The following is a 19,732-nucleotide window of genomic DNA, read 5'->3' on the forward strand; positions in this document are numbered from 1 at the left end:
TCCACGGTTAACTTTCAAGAAGTTTATTCAGCTCTTTTCGTTTTCGTTGCAGCTCCATATTCAGTTCGACTTTGCGGTTAAACTGTCTCTCGCTTCGGATTTTTGACTCCAACCGACCGCATTCTTGGGTTAATCTATCGATTTGTTGCTGCCGTTCAAGTGCTGCGGTCAAATCCTCTTCCGGCTTCGTCTTGACTGTCATCAGCTTGCGTATGATATTCTCATAGACAGACTTCAAATCCAATCCTTGAAGCAGTTCAAACTTCAATTCCGAAATTGGTTGCCATTCAGATTCATGATAAGAATGTACTACCGCTTTATTATCATCGGTTTGATTCCGCTCTTTGTAAGCTACGGCGAGCTTTCCTTGATCATTATAGATCAACACGAACAGAATCGGGTAAGGAATCGCCTTGTCTATGCTCCGCAATAATTCAGGTTTATAGGACTTCTGCTTCAAATGAACCTCAAATATCTGGATTTCCTCAACCTCATCTTTGGGTTCCAAGCGTATGGTTTCTTTTGATAGCTTGTGTTTCCATACGATCGATTCCACTTGCCCGGTAAACCATTCTTTCAACTGATGATCGACATGCAATTTCTCATAAAATTTGTTCTTCGGAATTTTTCGGTTTACTAGCGTGCTTGCTGGTAGTCCAAACATTGTCACTTCACCTACCGAATCACGACAAATGTGATGAGCTCGAAGTCTTCCAACCCTTTGATCGAATCGATTAAAGCCGTTGTCCCTCCACTGCTGAACAAGCTGTCCAGATCGCTTTCTTCCTTCACTTCGACAATGGAACGAATCGTCTCTTCCAATAACAACGAATACTTGCCCATCTTCCTGCCATCTTTCGTCTCTTGATTGAAGCTACGGCAAGCTTCCATAATCGGTTCGGATTTTCCTTTGCATAGAGCCCTGAGAAAATCCAGCGTCTTTTTGACATTCAAGTGATTCGTAATCACTTCTCCGTCCTCACCCATATACACCAGATAAAAGGGATGAAGCCGATTTTGTTTGTCCGGATTCAGTTCCTCGTTGATGTTTCGAAGCACAAAGATGACTCCCGGATAAATTCCTTTTTCAACATCAGCCGGTACAACGGTGTGCAGACCGCTTGGAACAGTATCGAGTTCGCCATGCTCTTTCACATAATTTACAAGATCCATGCGAAAATCATTGAGCCCTAAATCGGTGATGGATACTCCAGTATTCATGTCGTCCAGATCAACGACTTCTTTTTGCAATCGATGCAGTTGCTGCTTGCGATATTCCAAATCACTGGATTGATTGTACAACACGTTATCGTCGCCGGTTGCTGTCATATCCATGATCACCATGCGATTTTCGACTCGCTCTTTCAACTGAATGTATTCATCCAATGTCATGTTAGGCCAGAAATTAACCAATTGAATTTCTTTATTTTTCGATCCGATCCGGTCAATGCGTCCGAATCGCTGAATGATACGCACCGGGTTCCAGTGAATGTCGTAATTAATGAGATAATCGCAATCTTGCAGGTTTTGTCCTTCGGAAATGCAATCCGATGCAATGAGAAGATCGATTTCACCTTTCACATCCGGCATTGTTAAGTGCTTTTCCTTGGACCGCGGTGAAAAACATGTCAACAATGTGCTGATATCGTTTCTTAATCCGGCCGTGTTCTTATTCTCATCGCTGCCCACAATTTTCGCTGTATCGATGTTATGCTTTGCCTTCATGTACTCAGATAAGTGCGAATACAAATACGCCGCGGTATCCGTGAAAGCACTGAAGATGATCACCTTGCGATTACCCGGATTAATTGGATTCCTGATCTTATCGTCAATCAACTGCTTCAACGTGTTCAATTTCACGTCATGTTCAGGGGTCACTTTTCGCATTTCGCCGAGCAATCCGAGCAGAATGTCTCGGTCATGCGTCAAATCTTCTTTCCACCTAAGAATGTCCATGTCCGACAAGTTAATTTTAATTGTGTCCCCAATGCTGAATTCATCATCCAGCCAGTCATCATCGTCCAGATTGGCATCCTCGATCTCAGTAAATCCGACTGTATTCGACCCGCCGTTTTGTTCAAAATGTTCAATTTGCTGAAGTGTGTGTTCCAGTTTATCAATGATTTTGGAGAGAGTAATCCGGAATGATTCCACCGAACTTTCCAATCGTTTCAACAGATTGATTCGCATCAAGAGTTGCAGACTGCCTTCACGATCCATCTGCTTAAAGTTCCCGCTTCCACCTCTTACGCTTGTATCGTACAACTCCTCATAGAAACGTAACCGGCTCGGAAGGATGTACTTGAATGGGGCGTAGACGCCGAGATTGATCCGGGACAATTCCATAAAAATTTCGTTGTATCCAATTACATCCGCTCTATCGGTCAGATCGCAAAATTTGGATATCGGCGGCAAACGCTTGGGGAAATCGCCAATCTCTTCAGCACTGTAGTATTTTTGAATATGTTTTCTCGACCTGGCGATGGTAAGACTATCAAGCAACTCAAAGAAATCAAAATCCAACATGCTAAGAAGAGTCTCTGTCGTCCGTTCAGTTGCGGGCAACTTTGACCATTGATTAAAAGCAGACTGTGCCCTTTTGAAAATGTCATTAATTCCCCGCTCCGTCCCCAGCTTCTTGTTGATTTCCTCCGCATTGCCTTCATACGCCAATGCCAACTGATTGCGAAGATCCATAAACCGGTTGTTGACGGGGGTTGCCGACAGCATGAGTACTTTGGTTTTCACACCGCTTTTAATTACTTTCCGCATTAGCTTCTGGTATCTGGTTTCTTTGTCCTTTTTCGCCTCGTTATTGCGGAAGTTGTGTGACTCATCGATTACGAGAAGATCATAGTTTCCCCAATTCAGACGGTCAAGCGGAATGTCATTCGATTTGCCCCCTTCCCGCGAAATGTCTGTATGGTATAAGACATCGTATCGAAACCGATCTTTATACAGGATATTGTTGGTCACATTTTGCTTGTATGTAAGCCAATTGTCTCCCAGCTTCTTGGGGCAGAGCACCAACACCGATTTATTCCGTAACTCATAGTATTTGATGACGGCAAGAGCGGAGAACGTTTTACCTAAACCAACACTATCTGCCAATATACAACCGTTGTATTTCTCCAGTTTGTTAATAGCCCCAAGTACGGCATCTTTCTGGAAATGAAATAGCCGTTTCCAAATCTCGGTTTCTTTGAAGCCTGTTGCTTCATTCGGTATTATGTCTTCCGTCATATCGGACAGAAACTCATTAAAAATGTTATAAAGAATGATATAATAGATGAACTCCGGAGCGTTTTCTTTGTACACCGATGAAATATATTCCGCAACTTGATCGGTGACGTCTTCAAGCTTGCTTTTATCTTTCCAGAGCTGATCAAATAAATCGACATACATCTTCGTTATAGGGGCTTCGGTAAACTTGTTTACCATCTTGGAGAGAGCGTTTCCTTTCTCATATCCAAGATCGACAGTCGTGAAACCATCAATGGGCATATATGTCGTGGATTCATCTGATGTCTGTAGATTAATCATTCCCTGCATAGCACCAGTTGTACGATTCGACTTGAAGGTAACTTTCTTCCTAATCCAGTCCCCGCATTCTTTTGCAATCGCCTTAAGCGTCAGCTCATTTTTCAGCCGAATTTCAAACTCAGTTCCGTACAAACTCTTTTCACGATTCCGCTTAGGGATAAAAAATTCACGCTTTTCTTTCTTAAAGCTATCGGCTATAAAGGTAGGAGAAGTGAAAATGAATTGCACTTCCTCTACCTGGCTTAATTCCTTCATTAATGCCTCATATGCATAAATGGAGAAACAGGAAGCAGCAATTGATATTTTCGTTCCCTTGCGGAGTGAACGCTTCAAATCATCGCCAAGCAGTTCATTAATGTTATTGATGACTTCCATGGATTCACCTCTGGTTTACAACACAGTTCCTATGATCCTACTACTTTCGACACATATTCCGGACATACCTTTTACTTGTATAACCTTCCTCCCATTTGTTTTATTTAATTGGGAATTGTTTTAAGAGAACTAAATCATTTCAGCTTGCTTCCTAACAACATTTCAAGTTAAATCCAAGAAATCATAGAATAAGCCATTTGTATAAAAGGATATATGAAGTGTTTTACTAGTGACATTATTCATATATCGTCATTTCCCCAAAATTGTAATGTAACAATAAAAGAGCCGAACCAGGAAGTCCCCCAATTATCTTCTCAGATACTATATTAAATCCCAAATACAGGATATTTACCTCACCATACAATACTCTTAAGGGAAAGGAGTGACAAAATCAAGCCAAGTTAGTTTATCATTAGAGAAATTACATAAAATTCTTCCACTCATAATATTTATCCATGTCGGCAATTGGGCGAAAGGTTCGATTTTTTATCGTTTACTCCATCTGCACCTCGAATCAAACCGCATATATTCTGAAAAAACACCTAACCGCAAGGATTCCAAGTAAAAATTTTCATCCCTTCATATGTAAAGTGAACAATATATTCGTAAATTTTCGATTTTGGCACATGAAAATGTCTCGAAAACTAAAAAAATTCCAGAACGAAGTAGACTAGCACACCGATAACCGTTACGGTAAAGACGCCTCCTATTAAAATACCCTTCATCAACTTGTTCGACGCTGGTGGCCTATTCCGCATTTCCTTGATGAGTACCACTTGATCGTATAGAAACTCAATATGTGACGCTGTACGAGTATGCACACTCTTAGCCTTGTCCAATTCCTCGAGTATTTCATCCATCACAGCTACGTTCTGAGCGTGATACATTGCCAGCGTCAGTACGAGTCTTATGGTTGTCTGTTGGGCGTATGTCAGGTCACGCATTAAAGCCAGCATCTCTCGCTGATTGGAGCCGGTCAATCCGCCCCATAAACGTCCAAGGAACCCTTGATTCTCCATCTTGTCAATCCTATGTTCAATGGAGAGTAGTTGATTAAGGGAATTACGTACAATAGTCCTCACTTGCGTTGGATCAATCATACGTGGGTTCTGGTTGACCGCCGCATTCACCTGCTGTTGTGTTGGGAGAGTAGGTTTTACGTCCTTCACTGTATTATGTCCGGGTGTAGATACTACGTCGGGTGTTTGATGGAAGAAATCAGCGATGTGATGGCGAATACTCATATCACCTTGCATTGCATACAAGTCTCGTTCAGCTTTCTGAAACTTGGTACTGGCCGCACGTACAGCCGCACTATTACCGGATTTCACCGCAAAGTCAAACTCGCTCTTGGCTTGATAAAATGCATCTCTACGTTTGATGTATTCTACACGAATCGGATTCGTTTCTGTTGAGTGCTCAGGAGCTTCCGTTTCGGCGGTTGCGGATACTTGCGGTTGACGGATGGAAGCGGAGTGGGGGTGTATAGTATTCATTTACGTTTACCTCCTAGCAAATGAAGCCGCATCTCGTCGCACCGATCCAGAATGTCATCAGCGGCTTGATTGTAATCGATTCGCATCATGGTACCATGTTGTCGCTCCAGTTTTGAGTATTTCTCATCCGCTTTCCAACGATCTTCTTCCATATCGTTGATGATGGAGACGGCCCGCTCCAGAACATCGGCGTTCACTTCGGACAGCTTGGCGATGTAGATTGATCCATGATGCAACAACTCCACGTTGGCTTTCACCGAGTTCGCCGTCTTCAAAACTTCTCCGAATGTGCCTTCTCCAAAGGCGTTGTCAAGCAGTCTGCGAAGCGTAATCCCGGCCACGAAACCAATACCGTGTCCGATAAGCCCGCCCGGAATGAACAACGTCAATCCGGCCAGAACGCCTCCAGCGATACTCCCTTTCAACGCGTCTTTCCCTATCCGCTCCTTCAGTTGCTCCCATGAGATTTGCCCGTTTTTGTACTGAATGAACTGGACGAGTCCCGATACCGTAACGGAGATTGCGGCTCCGATGGCAGCACCTCCGAGAAGTTTTTCCGTAACATCAACAGGAGTAAATCCTACAGACAAATCCCCGCTCAGAATCTTCTCTTTCAACGCTTCCGCCGAGGCTGCGTTGCTGTCGAGAGTGCCCATCACCTTCGTCGGATTCGGCAATCCCATCTCCTTGGCCCGGTCGATCAATTCTTGCGGGCCGACAAGTGTAATGTCGGGGCGGTAATGGTCGTTGTGCAAAAACTCTTTCAATGTCTGGTCGATGGTTTCTGCCGAACGCAACGTCTTGACCTGATATTCATTAATGACATCGCCGGTCAGACGATTCATCTCCACGACATCAATGCCGGGATTGTTACTGGTAACTCTTCCATCGACATTCCGCACAAAATCCGTTTTCGTGAACAGACTTCGCAGATCGCCTTGCATTTGACGAACGAAGTCCACTTCGCCCGCGATATCCCCTTGCAGGCGGTTCAACGCATTCGCCGCAGATTGATCACTCCCGTTCAAACGATCAACCAGCCAATCCTTCATGCCGTCAACCGTCTTGTAGGCTTCCATGTTCGGGAATTTTTGCTGAAGCAGTTCCGCTATTTTTACTTCCCGGACGAAATCATGTGTCCCTTCAAAGACATGCGGTATTCCCTTGGTAACAACTTCGTATGTTGGGATGGTCGTAGCGACATTGATGAAGGTAGTCAGATCATTTTTGGAAAGGTTGTATGGCAGATGTTTCATGCCAATGCGGCTTTCGATCTCGTGATATTCGTTGCATTTCTTACAGAAGTAATGTGACTCCATCGAATCCCTCCAGAACTGGTCATCAAACAAATGACGGGAGTTACAGTAACTCCCTCAGCGACAGTTGCTTATACATTTGAATTCATGGCCGCAAAAACGGCAAATCTTTGCCCTTGCCTTCACAAGCTCGGCACATTTCGGGCATTCTTTCGTGTCTGCCGCAGATACCGAATGCTGTTGAATCGCCGATACTTCCTGTTCGATCAGTTCTTGCTGATTAAGCATATGGCGTTCGTATAGCTGACGTTGGTGGGACATCTCGGCTTGGAAGTAATCCTCCAAGTGTTTCAATTCCTCACGCAGTTTGGCAAGTTCAGATTCAATCTCTTCACAGTGCTTTGCCGCTTCCTTCTGCTTTTCCTGTGCAGTTCTGCGAATAGAAAGCCCTTTTTTGCGAAAAATTGCACCCAGGATGATACAAAATACACCTAATACGCAAAAGATCATTCCAAAGAGCAAAACATCACTTCTGGAATCTTCGGTAGCCATCATGATTCCGATCAAGGCAGCCAGTGATCCGATGATGAATCCTACCCAGCTAAGCAGGAGCAAAAAGCCTCCGCCCAATTCTCCACCGATGCCCACACTTCGGTAACGATCCATTTCCTGCTCTTTTAACCGGATATCGTTGTTGATGCTCTCCAGTTTAATCCTGTACTCTCGTTCCAGTTGCTCCAGCTTCATCTTGAAGGCGTCGGAGGTATTGATGGATCTCACAAATTGTTGCAAAGGAAAGCCCGTCCTTTCTTACATAAACTATCGAAGCAGGGTTATGACTGTTTCCGGGGTATGGATTGCTTGTGCCAGCATGGCCTGCGATGCTTGTGATAGAATTTGGCTCTTCGTAAGTTCCATCATTTCCTTGGCCATGTCCGCATCTGTAATTCTCGATTCCGCCGCCGCAAGATTGACCCTGTAGTTCGAGGCGTTGTTATGGATGTGCTCCAATGCGTTTTGATAGGAGCCAAACTTTGATCGTTTTGCGGACACTTTATTGATTGCGTCGTCAATCTTGCCAATCGCTTCCACCGCTTTCTCGGGCGGATCAACCGCAATATCATCGATGCCAAGTGCTGTCGTGCGGGCATCCGTTAACTTGATCTTGTATGTATCACCGGCATCGGGGCCAACCTGTAAGATCACGTCACCGGATTGGCTGGGTAATGTGGTGGAGTTGGGGTCAATCATTGCTTCAAATTGGACAACGATTTCAGTCCATATCCCGCCCCCATCCGAGAAGTTGGGCGAGTCGGACAGGTCATTCCCGAGAATGTTCTCTGGCGACACTCCGACATAGGGGGTACCGGAGTAGGAAACGAGTTTCGTTGCGTAAACCTCTGTCTCCAGATATCCAGTGAGTCCGTTTACCCTGACTGCGGTGATATTGTTGCCAAATCCCCATGTCTCCGCTCGTGTCTTAAACGTGTTGGTGGCAAGATCAACCGAAAAATGATAAGACTCACTCGACTGTGGAGGCGGGGCCGGGGTAGACCAGTAAACGCCATTCACCAGATCGGCGATGGAAAAAGTTTTTTCATATATAGTGTTGATCCCGGATTGTTCAAAGATGGTAATGCTGACCGCATTGGCCAAATTGACAACGGTAAGTCCCGATGGTGGAGTATCTGACACGTTGAGTAAATGGATGCCGTTGAAGTGGGTGTTGTTTGCGATGTCATTGATGGTGTTCTTGATTTGATCGATTTCTTCCTGAATGCGTAGTCTGTCGTCCAAAGTTAACGTCCCGTTTGCCGCTTGCAAGGCAAGCTCTCGTAATCTCTGAAGATTCGGATTCTGTATCTCGGCGAGGCCCGATTCAGCCGTTTGTACGAGAGAAATGCCGTCTTGTATATTCCGCTCAGCCTGTTCCAAACCTCTGATTCGTGCTCTCATTCTTTGTGAAATGGACAGACCTGCAGCGTCATCTGCCGCTTTGTTTATGCGGAGTCCCGAGGATAGTTTTTCAATTGATGTGGCAGTTTTTCTATTATTCCGATTCAGCTTGTTGAGCGAGTTTATCGCTGAAAGGTTATGTTGTATCCTCATCCATCTCACCTCTACAAAAACACCTATCTATTATATCGTTACCAAGGACAACCAATTTTATCTTTATGCAAAATTATATAATTTTTTTCTAGTTTGTACTACTGACAGATATAAACGATACTCACCTACGCTTGTGTAGAGGTGGTATCATTGTCAGATTTCTTAAAGTTGATCGGGGAAAGAATTCGTTCATTGAGGAAGGAAAAGGGGCTGACTCAAGAAGCCTTGGCAGAAAAGTCAGACATTCATTATTCATACATTGGTGGCATTGAACGTGGTGACCGGAATATTTCTCTCGCCACGTTGGAGAAGATTATCAATGCACTGGAGATTACACCTGTCGAACTGTTCCAGTTTCACAAAACGGATATTGAAACCGAACTTTTGGATAAACGGATGCTCATAGAAGCACACAGAAGCTTGCTGATTAATCTGAGCATGGATGAAGTAAAACTGATTCACAGAATTGCGAAAGATATAGCAACCTCAATCGGTACTCACCGAAACCAATCGTAAAATCGCCTTAAAGGGCAAAAAAATAGACAGATTTCCCCGAAGTACCACTCTGCACATTTGAAGTACCCCCGCCTGCCGTTTCATGCCCCACCGGGTTCTATAAGGACTGTGATCTACAGATTTATCGGTAGATCGCAGTCCTTTTTTTGTTTTTGTCGCTCTGCTGAGCATCACAGCGAACAGGGAAGGTGAGAGGCTTCCTACACTGAGAGGAGGTGAATCTGGATGATCAGGCAGTGTTGATTTGAATGAAAGCCCGGATGAAGTGTGGTGAACAAATTTATTTTTTTTAATCGGAGGGAGTCTGTATGGAGGTTAAAATCTATGTTGCCAATCTGGCAAAGTACAACGAAGGAAAATTAATTGGTGAGTGGCTGACACTACCGCTGAGTAGTGAAGAATTGGAGAAACGGTTAAAGCAAATTCTGGGCGAGGATGAGGAATACGCCATCCATGATTACGAAGCACCTTTCTCCATCAACGAGTATGACAATGTGTTTATGATCAATAAAGCCGCCGACGTTTTGACTCGCTATGACAGAAGGGTTGTTATCGCTCTTTGTGAATGCGTGGACAACGTGGAAGAGGTTGTGCGGCTGTTAGAGAGCGGCGACTATAGTGCGTACTTTGACGTGGACAACTTATGTGATGTCGCAGCGGAGATGGTCGATGAGGGTTGCTTCGGTTCCGTTCCTTCGTCACTAAGTTACTACATTGATTATGAAAAAATCGCTAGGGATTTGAAGATGGACGGGTGGTACATGCATTACGGTTTTAGAGTTGCCGTCCGCCCGCACTCGTAATCTACGATGGTTCATCTGCAATAGTTTTTTGGTAATGGTACCTGCTTGAATCAAAGCGGGTTATTTGGTGTTGCTAGACAGTGAAAATGACCGGTTGTGAGAGTGCCGGGACGATGAAAGGGGGTGAGATGACTATGAGGGATTTGTTGAAAACGCTGGAATTGAAACAGGCCGATTTGTTGGTCTGGGAGAGATTGTTGAGGAACTCAGACACCAATCATCTAAGGAACGCACACAGACTACAACAGGTTCGGGACTTGATCAGAAGACTGCAAATTCAAATGGACATGATCAACGTCCTGCGGTCGCTTGAACGAGAAAATTGGAAGAAAGGAGTTGTAACGAATGCAACAGAACAAAATGAATCTGTCTGATGACCTTGTAGTGCTGTTAAATCGGTTGGCTCTGAACGGAGACATTCGAATGGCCGGTCACGTCTTGCACGCATACGTCATCCGCTTCTGGAAGATTGAGAGGGATGTGGCAACCAGATTCGTCATTCGCTACTTTGAAAAGCACTATCCAAAGCAGTTACAGCGGTATGTGAAAAAGAGAAGTCAACGGAACTGAGTGGCTCTTCTGCACTGATTCATGGCAGAAGGGCTATTTTTATGCCATTAGAGGGAGTGAAAGGTCGTGAATTATCAGGCATTTAAATGCAACAGCCAAAAGGAATACCTCGGTTTCTGCGAGGAGAAGGGGTTCATCTACAGCGTACAGATCGATGAAGGTACGTATGCCATTGTCGCACTTAAAGAAGCAACAATCACCCTCTTGATCACTTTTTGTGTGCAGAAAACCACCAGTCAGGATTGAAGGCCGGGATAATTAGATGCTGATCCTGATGCAAGAAAACACATCACGTGAAAGGAGGTGAAACAAAATGGATCGCCTGAGATTTCTGAAGGAAAGAAAAAGACAGCTGATGCTAACCCGACGTTTGCTGGACAAGGATGCCCCGCTCAACACATGGGAAGGAATGCAGTACGCCCGTGTGCTGGTAGAGCTCGTGCTCATCCAGTTGGAGATTGATCAGATTGAAAAAGAAAAAGCCGCCCGTTAAAGGAGCGACTAAAAGAAAATCTCAGTTTCATCTTATCCCAATTTTCTCATATCACGCAAGAGGAGGAGCCAAAGCGGTTCCTCCCCTTTGCATATTCAGGAGGTATAATCGATGAATCATTACGATACGATCAAAAAACTGTTTGCACAAACGCTTGCTGAGCGACCCGGCTCTTACATTGTAGAAGAACTCTTTACCCGCTTCTCGTCGATTGCCGATCTGATGTCGGTCACGGAGCAAGAATTGATGCAGATTAAAGGCATCGGCAAAGTACGGGCAAAACAAATCCTGGCCGCCCTTGAACTGGCGAGAAAGTTGAATGTTCCAGCGGAATCGCCGTATATCATCAGAAGCCCCCGTGACGTTGCCAAACTACTAATTCCTGAAATGCGGTATTTGCAATGCGAGCATTTTGTTGTGCTTTTTCTCAACACAAAGAACGGTGTCATTGCGAGGGAAACTATTTCGATTGGCAGTTTAAACGCTTTAATCGTTCATCCCCGCGAAGTATTCCGATCAAGTATCAAACGGAGTAGTGCTTCTATCATTGTGGCACACAATCATCCGAGCGGTAATCCAAGCCCCTCTACCGACGACGTTCAGATAACACAACGTCTTGTAGAGGGAGGTAACATCATCGGCATTGAGGTGCTGGATCATGTCATTATTGGCGGCGATCAGTACTACAGTATGAAAGAGCACGGTCTGATGTAATGTTTACACAACACGGTATTGTCGGTCAATTTAGATCGGCGATATCACGTTTGCGTGTATGCAATCTGAATCAACAGACAGTTCAACCTGTATATCAGAAGATGGGCCGCTCGCTAACGCTCGCGGCCCCTACCGTTACAGAAGACCACCCCACCGCCCCTGAGGGGCCCGCAAGGACTACCGCCCTTGCATCCCGTCACCTCGCCGGTGAGCGAGCCCCAGCTAACGCTGAGACCATTCAATAGTGTTGGTGAATAGAGACGCTCGTCAAGGCTTCCACAAGCTCGGCTTCGCCTCGGCCTTGACGGCTTTCTGCTTGCCATGTTTGGTAAGGTTGAAGAAACATCACGTCATCGTCATTATATTCAGCCAAAATGATGGCAGGTATCCTCAACAGCTTTTTTAGATCGGAGTAATGTCGGTAAAACGATGCTTTTGAATAGTATCGTTTGCATTTTTTGTAGCCGCAATCCAGCAATAAACGGAGAAATCTTATCAGCCGATGCTTAGTATGGATTGGGGCGTGAGAACCTTTGATGCATCGTATGACCTGGTCTGAAGAATCAAAGACCGGTAACTTTGGCAGTTTGTTCGACCATTCCATAAGCACTTCATGAAGTTTTGGTTCATCAAGCAGTTGAGTCAGCAGATGATGTCTACTGATTCGAGTCATCTGCTCTTGTGTGAGATCAAACCGGTAACTCATGATGCCCTCGGGAATGGAAATGGACTTCGTATAATCGCACCCTGCAAAAGCATCACTTGGCCGCATGACTTTCTTCCCCTGACCACGGAATTCCGTCAGGAAGGTAGCTTTTGGTCCGACATGATACACCCATTTGTTCGGGGCGTTATACAAGATACATTCCGCTGGAGGAATGTCTTCGCGATAAAAATCCCGATTCCCAAGGAATACATTCTTGCCGATCGTGAGCTTGTCGACTTTGCAGGAGGGCAGGTGATGCAAACAATCTCTTGATATACCGACCTGATTAGCAATCACTGAACATATTTTTTCTAAGAAAGAAGGGATGTCTCCGATACCCACATTCTCGTCATAATCTCCATACATGAGCAGTGAGGGAACATCGACCTGAACTTTGGCAATTTTATAATGCTTTTCTGTGCGGCTTGGCAAAAGCTCTACAGACACACAACGACGAGTTTGCTTATTTTCAAGACGTAGAACAGAGCTATCGGACATTATGAGTGGCATTCGGAATTCGATAAACTGTATCAACAGGAATACCTCCCTATGTATCTTGATTATGGTTTTTGGCTGTTCTCTTTTTAAGTGTAATGGTATAATTTCATTAGGCATTTTATTTAGTCGTTTTACCGGCGTGCTCGCTGGAAAAACGGCTTTTTTTGTTTTTGAATGAATCTTTATGGACTTTGAGCGGCGGAAGATCAACATCAGAGAAATGAATCTCGCTCATCCCGAGAATTTCCTTCAGTTGGTTGTAATTCTCGTAATAGGTTGTATGGCAATATTTCTGTTTGCAGTAGCTCTTGCCGTTCATATGCAGTTCGTAAAGAAATGCAATCAACATGTTCTTTTTCCTGACGTTGAGTCGCTGCGAATTGATGGTCTCAATCATTTGGTTTAATGATGACTGCTTGATCGGCTTGGTCACACCTAACGAGTCGAGCCCTTCTTGAAGCACCTTGACTGCGAACTTCGGATTCAGCAGGTCTTTTGCAAGTCTTTTGGGGCTCTGTTTTCTCATCTCTTCGTAGGTGAGCTCAATCTCAAAGCGTAAAATCCCTTCGGCATCCTTTTGGTGCTGGTTCTTGCCGGGGTAGTTTGCTTTCTGCTCAACCTCAGCCCGTTTATCGTAGAATTTGTAAATGCTTTTGTTTTTCTTTGACTTCCGCTGATAAACAACGGACTCCAGTCTGTTGCTCTCGGCGGCCCTGTAAGGAACCGTCTTGTACCCACCGGGCTTTTGAATGGTGGACAACATTTTCAGGTAATCTTGTAAATGAGGGCCCACATTGAAGTTCTTGCAGATGTGCAGTTTCTCGACTTCCCACTCTTCAAAATGCGGTACTTGTGAGAGTGGAATCAGCAACATCTTTGCAACGTAGCGACGCAACTTCCTGAGCGTCGGCTCTACTTCGGCTTGTTTCAACTCATAGACGTTGCTACCATGCAGAAAGCGAGGCACAGACAGTTCTACTTTAAGCCATGCACGATTCAAGTCATCTTCCTTGTAGGAGTATACGATGCGAGGCTGAGTATCATCTTGTGTATTGAACAACTCGCATCTGACCATTTTCCTCCGCATCGTCTTTTTGATTTCCGTCCAAGGCACTTGCTCAATTTGTGCTTCTGTAAGTTTTAGTGGTATGTCGAATTTCACAGTATCAATCATCGTTTTGACCTCCTTATGTACGTAGTCACGAACGATTTCTGACCTATTAGTTGTTATGATGCATTTCAAATTGATTATGGTTATGGACATGTTGTCATTCTTGCGTTTCAGCGTCATTACAATCTGGAGGATCTCTATTATTTTTCAAATAATCGTCCAGGATTTTCGCCAGCTTGGAAAGAAACTGTTGTTCTGCTCGACGTTTCTCTTGAACTACTTCATGTGGGTAGATATCACTTGGAATGAACGCCGTCTCCCGACAGATGAATATATAGGGACTCTTGACCACGATCAGACACCCTCCTTTTTGTAAACAATTTGTTTTACATTACTTGATACTATTATTTATCACAAAAATTTTATGTTGTAAATATTAAAATTTACGAATATACTAGTTTTGAGGTGATATAAAGTGAATATTGCTGAACTTATCAAATCAAAAAGAACGGCGAAGGAACTAAGTTATCGTGAATTGTCGGAGCTGACGGGGGTATCTCACACCTACATCCGCGATGTTGAAATGGGCAAATATGCACCCTCATTTGAAAATGCGGAAAAACTCGCAAAAGTGCTTGGAATTGAGATTGAACAGATTGTATTGCTAATCTATCAATCTCAGATGAGACAAACTCTTTTTGATCTGATCACTGCATGTCATAAGTATCAGATTAAGCTGACATACGATGAGTGGTTAAAAACAAGTCTACCATTGCAACCATTGAATCAAGATAACCAATCAATAAACGATTTCGCCGTAAATGTTTTGAATCGGTTACATTTGATTGCTAATCAAGAAGAGCTCAAACATCGTCTAAATCTCCTTTCCGAAATCAACTCACTTGACTACGATCAAGAAATTTTCAATCTTATTTCGGATATCGTGGCGGTAATTCACGTTACTTCAAAGCTTGCAGACACCAAGTATACAGTCCATAAATTTCAACCACTTCTTGATGAATTGAAAAATGAAATAAAAGCGAAGATGGAGGGGGATAAACTTGGAGAGTAATAAAGCAGCGGCCATATATGCCCGGGTAAGTACTGAAGAACAAGCAACGGAAGGATACAGCATCCCGGCCCAAATCTCTGAGCTTGAGAAATACGCCGATCTTCATGGCATTGAAATTGTTGCCAGATACATTGATGAAGGTGTCAGCGGCAAAAGTATTCAAGGGCGACCGCAAATGAAGAAATTGTTGAGAGACGCCGGCAATCAAACTTTTGATTATGTATTGGTCTTCAAACTTGATCGCCTCGCCCGAAAATTGAAGGACTCATTGGACATTATCGAAACCTTGGAGAAAAACAACGTCAAACTAATCAGCTTGCATGAAAACTTTGACGTTTCCACACCGATAGGACGAACCGTATTCCAGATGATTAGCTCCATCTCCGAACTGGAACGTAATACAATCGTTACCCGTGTGAAAATGGGGATGGCCGAACGTGCAAAGCAAGGAAAATACAATGGCGGCAGGATATTGGGTTACGATGCAGTTAACAAGGAGCTTGTCGTTAATGAGGAAGAAGCTCATATTGTGCGGACAATCTTCAATTACGCAGAACAGGGTATGGGATTAAAGGCGATTACACGTCGTATCAACGAAATGGGATATCGAACAAAGAACCACAACCCGTTCAACGTCCTGGGTGTTAAAAATATATTGAATAACCCCATTTACATCGGAAAGATCAGATTCAACCAATTGGAGAACTGGTCGGAGAAAAGAAGAAAAGGGAAAAATCCAGACTACATACTCGCTGATGGTACACACCAACCAATTATTTCACACGAACAATGGGAAAATGTCCAGCGGCTGATGAAAAAACGGTCTTACAAGCCAACCCGCTCCCATACACCCTTTATTCTGGCCGGATTGCTGCGGTGTCCTGCCTGCGGTCATGGCATGGTTGCCGGAAGATCCAAAGGGGCAACCGGCCAAACCTATCGTTACTACAATTGCGGACAACACCACAACAAAGGGAAAACTGTATGCAGTCCACACGGGATACGGGCGGATGTAGCGGAGCAACAAGTGTTTGATGAGCTTTCCCGAATCGTAACAGACGATTACCTGCTTGAAAAGCTGGTGAAAAAGATCAACTCTGACAGAATGAATGCCGAGAAACCTCTTCTCGAACAGAAGAAACTCATTGAAGGCAAACTCGCCAAAACACAGAAGAAACTCGATAACCTCAAGGAAAAAATCATGACGGATACCGATCTTTTGGAAATATTCAAGCCGAATTTGATAGCACTTCAAGACGAGCTTAAAACTCTCCATCAACAGCGAGAAAGATTGGTCGTTCAGCTGGACAATCAGGAAACGGAACCCGTCGACTTCCACGCTCTAAAGAAATTGCTCTCTGATTTCCACAACGTGCTCATGAGTGTTGATCCCGATGAACAGAAGTCACTGCTCCGGCTGATCATCAAAGACATCCAGATTACAAAAGAATCGCCCAGAAAAATCGGGCGACGTGTGACTCAGATCAATTTACTGTTTGATTTCACGATTGAAGCTTTGCAATCCCGCTCCTTTGAGTTATTGCAAAAGGTCTACCACAATTATGACTATATTACCGATTTCGACCCTAGCGTGCTGGACGGCGTAACCTACTCAAATTTTAATAAAACCGGGATCGGGGAGGTGATGAACTCCCTTAACATTTTACCATTAGCGATGATACGGTTCCCCCCGACTAATCCGAAACCCCCGATAAACCTGCTCCAACAACACCAGCCTCACCAACTGATGCGGAAACGTCATCTTCGAAAAAGACAACAGCACATTTGCCCGCTTCAGGACCGTATCCGCCAGCCCGAGCGATCCGCCGATCACGAACGCCACCTGGCTGCGGCCGTGCAGGGCCAGTCTGTCCAGCTCCGCAGACAGCTTCTCCGATGACCACATTTGCCCCTCAATCGCCAGCGCAATCACATACTGGTCCTGCTTGATCTGCGCCAGAATGCGCTCGCCTTCCTTGCGTTTTACCTGCTCCATTTCGGCCGTGCTCATTTCTTCCGGGGCTTTTTCGTCGTTGACCTCGATAATTTGCAGCTTGCAGTAGGCAGACAGGCGTTTGCTATACTCGGCGATGCCCTCACGCAAATACTTTTCTTTCAGCTTGCCTACGGTGATGATCGAAATTTGCACGGTCGTCTACATTCCTTTCTCTTTCAAAAGCGCAATCTGGCCTGGCTCGCCGCATACCCGGCAGCGCTTGTCAGCTGCACTGTCGTCGATCGCCTGCGCCGGGTACGTGTCTGGTGCTGCCTCGAAGTCGTTCACGTAGTCGTCCAGCTCCTGCTCCAGATGCTCCATGCAGGAAAAACGCACCGGATACCCCGCCTGCAACTCCACTTTCTTACCCTCTATTTGAATGCTTTCCATCATCTTGTCCATCTCTCTTACCTCTTTTCCGCGCATATCATGTCGCTTCTTATTCTACCCCAGAAAGACAGCAAGACAAGTCCATCACGTGGTAATTTGCTGTTATGAAACCAAGTAAAGTATGGATGTGAAAACAACCAAGTCGCTAGGTGAAGCGGTCTCGTTCTCTTTAGAAACCTCGGCGATTGCCGAGCCTTTGGCGACAGCAGAGCCGTAGTTACACTTATGTCGATAGGGTATAATTTTATAAATTCCTATCGACCAAAAAAAACGATAAAGGGGCATCTCTAAGCCGATGAATCGACTTTTCAGACAGCCCCACTGATTGACAAGTAAGAGAAGTACCTGTTTAATTTCCTGTATCCGAAGTTGCGTCACGTAATGCCATTCTCTCTTTTTCAAATTCTTGGAGTAATTGTTGAGCGGACTTCCCCTTCCCAAACTTCGCATTTCCAGAAAGCTCATTTTCTATTCGTTCAATGAGTTGTTTTCTCTTCTCGATTCTTTCCAAAATTCCAATCACTTCTGGATCATTGAAATCTACGCTTTCCACATTTTCACCTTTATAAGCTTTTTCGTGAATGAGCGTCATTTGTTTGAAAGCAAAAAGTTGACTTTTCAATTTTTCTTCAGGATCTACAGGGTATAACTCTTCTCTCAATTTCCCAATTTCCCATGCTAACTTTTTTACCTTTTTTGCCTGTTCATCGGTATAGTTCTGATAGAGAGCTTCTTCTTCCTTTTCGAATTCCTCCTCCAGCTTCGCTAGCAATTCTGCTTTATCGACTTCCTCCTTCTGCTGAACTAGCGTTCCTGTGTCGTGCGGGTTACCAGCATATGCGTTAACCCCAATGATGCCTAACCCCAGAAGAAGCGTTGCAGAGAAAAATAATACATGCGTTTTGTTCGCCTTACGCATATCATCATCTCCAATCAACATCCATTTGTCGTCATTTTTTTATCTGTATAGTAATAACATATGCACCACCATAATTGAGCCATTCACTTAGTGGCAAATCTGTTCCCCAATAATAATCTTCATCATTAACCGAGTGTTGTGCCATATATACTTCCTTATTTTTAAACCTGTGTACGACTTGTGAGTGTAATGTCTTTCCGTGTTTATCAACAAATTGAACAATATCCCCAACATTTAAATCATCATAAATTTCATCAAAATTATCGATTGCTTCTTGAACTGTGTACTTTTTGGCTTGATAAGCAAATTTTCCTCCGGAACCATTCACTACGGCCCAGTGCTCCCGAAATTGATGGGCTCCAGTCCAAGATGATGTGCGCGATTTTTTATCATTTGTATTTTTGGGAACATGTGGACCGTAATAGTACCAATCCTTTTGATTCCGATTATAACCTGCTTTGCCATGAAAATCCAACCCACCTCCTTCGTGCAGTACCTGAGAAACAAAGTTTGTGCAATCGCCGCCATCACTGTTGCTTCCGTAATTTGCGTAATTCTTGTTTCCTGGTCTCTCAGCATACTTTTCAGCATATTTTTTTGCTGCGCTACGATCATATTCTTTATTAGTAGAGGAGCTATTGGTGAATAAAGTTTCGGCAGCTATCGCCTGGCCAGTCACTAAGATAGATGCTAGGCACGCAAGTGTTACTGACTTTTTAAGAACATTTTTCAAACTAGCTCATCTCCTTTGAATAAATTTTTAGAATCCTAAACGAACAATATCAGCTAATAAAATTGTTTATTATCCCCATTATTGAAAAAAATGGGATCACTCGTGATTTATAGACGAATCTTCATTGCTAAAAGTCACACGTATACTATCGATAACCAAATATATAATAAGGATTTCCTTCATATTAATGGTTGAAGTAGCATGTAAAAATCACTTTGTCTTATGTCAAAAGCCAAGAAGCGGTTCTAAACTAAGAAAGGGATTGATATCCTGAAATATTAGAAAACTCGGCGATTGCCCTGCCTTTGGCGACAGCAGAGCCGTAGTTGCACTTATGTGGATAGGGTAAAATTTTATAAATTCCTATCGACCAAAAAAAAGAAAGCGCCGATCTCAGCTCGACGCTCTACAAAGAAGGGATCTATTTTACAA

The 19,732-nt window shown here is 44.1% G+C and carries 20 protein-coding genes and 1 pseudogene; 8 read left to right on the forward strand and 13 right to left on the reverse strand.

What is annotated here, in order from left to right; translation table 11 throughout:
- Positions 1–7: 7 nt before the first annotated feature.
- The 6 genes from AAFJ72_RS21280 to AAFJ72_RS21305 form a co-directional block, all read right to left on the reverse strand.
- Entirely contained in the window at positions 8–664 is a 657-nt protein-coding gene (locus AAFJ72_RS21280; RefSeq protein WP_432775637.1) for a DUF4391 domain-containing protein, read from the reverse strand.
- 11 nt (positions 665–675) lie between these two features.
- Positions 676–3,918, reverse strand: coding sequence for a helicase-related protein (locus AAFJ72_RS21285; RefSeq protein WP_432775638.1), 3,243 nt, complete (start codon positions 3,916–3,918; stop codon positions 676–678).
- A 644-nt stretch (positions 3,919–4,562) separates the two neighbouring features.
- Positions 4,563–5,414: a hypothetical protein gene (locus tag AAFJ72_RS21290; RefSeq protein WP_432775639.1), complete on the reverse strand. Its 852-nt coding sequence runs from the start codon at positions 5,412–5,414 to the stop codon at positions 4,563–4,565.
- The gene (locus AAFJ72_RS21295) at positions 5,411–6,733 is read right to left on the reverse strand and encodes a hypothetical protein (RefSeq protein ID WP_432775640.1); all 1,323 of its coding nucleotides are present in this window, start codon (positions 6,731–6,733) and stop codon (positions 5,411–5,413) included. Before AAFJ72_RS21295 ends, AAFJ72_RS21290 begins: the two co-directional genes overlap by 4 nt.
- Positions 6,734–6,787: 54 nt before the next feature.
- A complete protein-coding gene (locus AAFJ72_RS21300; RefSeq protein ID WP_432775641.1) occupies positions 6,788–7,462 on the reverse strand; it encodes a zinc ribbon domain-containing protein in 675 nt (224 codons plus the stop codon).
- 27 nt (positions 7,463–7,489) lie between these two features.
- A complete protein-coding gene (locus AAFJ72_RS21305; RefSeq protein WP_432775642.1) occupies positions 7,490–8,779 on the reverse strand; it encodes a flagellin in 1,290 nt (429 codons plus the stop codon).
- Positions 8,780–8,929: 150 nt separating this feature from the next.
- Here AAFJ72_RS21305 and AAFJ72_RS21310 point away from each other — a divergent pair, with 150 nt between their 5' ends.
- From AAFJ72_RS21310 to radC, 6 genes are all read left to right on the forward strand, one after another.
- A complete protein-coding gene (locus AAFJ72_RS21310; RefSeq protein ID WP_432775643.1) occupies positions 8,930–9,295 on the forward strand; it encodes a helix-turn-helix domain-containing protein in 366 nt (121 codons plus the stop codon).
- Between the two features lie 308 nt (positions 9,296–9,603).
- The gene (locus AAFJ72_RS21315; protein ID WP_432775644.1) at positions 9,604–10,098 is read left to right on the forward strand and encodes an antirestriction protein ArdA; all 495 of its coding nucleotides are present in this window, start codon (positions 9,604–9,606) and stop codon (positions 10,096–10,098) included.
- Between the two features lie 345 nt (positions 10,099–10,443).
- Positions 10,444–10,668, forward strand: a complete 225-nt coding sequence (locus AAFJ72_RS21320) for a hypothetical protein (protein WP_432775645.1) — start codon at positions 10,444–10,446, stop codon at positions 10,666–10,668.
- 66 nt (positions 10,669–10,734) lie between these two features.
- Positions 10,735–10,914: a hypothetical protein gene (locus AAFJ72_RS21325; protein WP_432775646.1), complete on the forward strand. Its 180-nt coding sequence runs from the start codon at positions 10,735–10,737 to the stop codon at positions 10,912–10,914.
- A 67-nt stretch (positions 10,915–10,981) separates the two neighbouring features.
- Positions 10,982–11,161, forward strand: a complete 180-nt coding sequence (locus AAFJ72_RS21330; protein WP_432775647.1) for a hypothetical protein — start codon at positions 10,982–10,984, stop codon at positions 11,159–11,161.
- Between the two features lie 111 nt (positions 11,162–11,272).
- Positions 11,273–11,875, forward strand: coding sequence for a RadC family protein (gene radC / locus AAFJ72_RS21335; protein WP_432775648.1), 603 nt, complete (start codon positions 11,273–11,275; stop codon positions 11,873–11,875).
- 238 nt (positions 11,876–12,113) lie between these two features.
- Here radC and AAFJ72_RS21340 read toward each other — a convergent pair whose 3' ends face one another.
- The 3 genes from AAFJ72_RS21340 to AAFJ72_RS21350 form a co-directional block, all read right to left on the reverse strand.
- The gene (locus AAFJ72_RS21340; RefSeq protein WP_432775649.1) at positions 12,114–13,115 is read right to left on the reverse strand and encodes a hypothetical protein; all 1,002 of its coding nucleotides are present in this window, start codon (positions 13,113–13,115) and stop codon (positions 12,114–12,116) included.
- A gap of 82 nt (positions 13,116–13,197) precedes the next feature.
- A complete protein-coding gene (locus AAFJ72_RS21345; RefSeq protein WP_432775650.1) occupies positions 13,198–14,253 on the reverse strand; it encodes a hypothetical protein in 1,056 nt (351 codons plus the stop codon).
- Positions 14,254–14,347: 94 nt separating this feature from the next.
- Complete coding sequence (locus AAFJ72_RS21350; RefSeq protein WP_432775651.1) at positions 14,348–14,542, reverse strand: hypothetical protein; 195 nt, start codon at positions 14,540–14,542, stop codon at positions 14,348–14,350.
- A 123-nt stretch (positions 14,543–14,665) separates the two neighbouring features.
- On the opposite strand from AAFJ72_RS21350, the gene AAFJ72_RS21355 reads away from it, so the two are divergent.
- Both AAFJ72_RS21355 and AAFJ72_RS21360 read left to right on the forward strand, forming a co-directional pair.
- A complete protein-coding gene (locus AAFJ72_RS21355) occupies positions 14,666–15,262 on the forward strand; it encodes a helix-turn-helix transcriptional regulator (protein ID WP_432775652.1) in 597 nt (198 codons plus the stop codon).
- A pseudogene (locus AAFJ72_RS21360) lies at positions 15,252–16,292 on the forward strand (recombinase family protein); the annotation flags it as partial. The gene AAFJ72_RS21355 and the pseudogene AAFJ72_RS21360, both read left to right, overlap by 11 nt.
- A gap of 639 nt (positions 16,293–16,931) precedes the next feature.
- Here AAFJ72_RS21360 and rlmH read toward each other — a convergent pair.
- The 4 genes from rlmH to AAFJ72_RS21380 all read right to left on the reverse strand — a co-directional run bounded on the left by rlmH (position 16,932) and on the right by AAFJ72_RS21380 (position 19,300).
- The gene (rlmH, locus tag AAFJ72_RS21365) at positions 16,932–17,411 is read right to left on the reverse strand and encodes a 23S rRNA (pseudouridine(1915)-N(3))-methyltransferase RlmH (protein WP_432775653.1); all 480 of its coding nucleotides are present in this window, start codon (positions 17,409–17,411) and stop codon (positions 16,932–16,934) included.
- Positions 17,412–17,417: 6 nt separating this feature from the next.
- Positions 17,418–17,660, reverse strand: a complete 243-nt coding sequence (locus AAFJ72_RS21370) for a CxxH/CxxC protein (protein ID WP_432775654.1) — start codon at positions 17,658–17,660, stop codon at positions 17,418–17,420.
- Between the two features lie 337 nt (positions 17,661–17,997).
- Positions 17,998–18,567, reverse strand: coding sequence for a hypothetical protein (locus AAFJ72_RS21375; protein ID WP_432775655.1), 570 nt, complete (start codon positions 18,565–18,567; stop codon positions 17,998–18,000).
- 31 nt (positions 18,568–18,598) lie between these two features.
- Positions 18,599–19,300 (reverse strand): amidase domain-containing protein, encoded by a 702-nt coding sequence (locus AAFJ72_RS21380; RefSeq protein ID WP_432775656.1) that lies wholly within the window; start codon positions 19,298–19,300, stop codon positions 18,599–18,601.
- Positions 19,301–19,732 lie beyond the last annotated feature (432 nt).

The organism is Brevibacillus gelatini, from assembly GCF_050920745.1.
Taxonomy (GTDB): Bacteria; Bacillota; Bacilli; order Brevibacillales; family Brevibacillaceae; genus Brevibacillus; species Brevibacillus gelatini.

Bases quoted from the DNA above. Each gene is read 5' to 3' on its own strand.
- AAFJ72_RS21345 (WP_432775650.1), bottom strand. From the start codon at position 14,253: ATGATTGATACTGTGAAATTCGACATACCACTAAAACTTACAGAAGCA.
- AAFJ72_RS21290 (WP_432775639.1), bottom strand. From the start codon at position 5,414: ATGAATACTATACACCCCCACTCCGCTTCCATCCGTCAACCGCAAGTA.
- radC (WP_432775648.1), top strand. From the start codon at position 11,273: ATGAATCATTACGATACGATCAAAAAACTGTTTGCACAAACGCTTGCT.
- AAFJ72_RS21330 (WP_432775647.1), top strand. From the start codon at position 10,982: ATGGATCGCCTGAGATTTCTGAAGGAAAGAAAAAGACAGCTGATGCTA.
- AAFJ72_RS21305 (WP_432775642.1), bottom strand. From the start codon at position 8,779: ATGAGGATACAACATAACCTTTCAGCGATAAACTCGCTCAACAAGCTG.
- AAFJ72_RS21375 (WP_432775655.1), bottom strand. From the start codon at position 18,567: ATGCGTAAGGCGAACAAAACGCATGTATTATTTTTCTCTGCAACGCTT.
- AAFJ72_RS21320 (WP_432775645.1), top strand. From the start codon at position 10,444: ATGCAACAGAACAAAATGAATCTGTCTGATGACCTTGTAGTGCTGTTA.
- AAFJ72_RS21280 (WP_432775637.1), bottom strand. From the start codon at position 664: ATGTTTGGACTACCAGCAAGCACGCTAGTAAACCGAAAAATTCCGAAG.
- AAFJ72_RS21315 (WP_432775644.1), top strand. From the start codon at position 9,604: ATGGAGGTTAAAATCTATGTTGCCAATCTGGCAAAGTACAACGAAGGA.
- AAFJ72_RS21295 (WP_432775640.1), bottom strand. From the start codon at position 6,733: ATGGAGTCACATTACTTCTGTAAGAAATGCAACGAATATCACGAGATC.
- AAFJ72_RS21285 (WP_432775638.1), bottom strand. From the start codon at position 3,918: ATGGAAGTCATCAATAACATTAATGAACTGCTTGGCGATGATTTGAAG.
- AAFJ72_RS21370 (WP_432775654.1), bottom strand. From the start codon at position 17,660: ATGGACAAGATGATGGAAAGCATTCAAATAGAGGGTAAGAAAGTGGAG.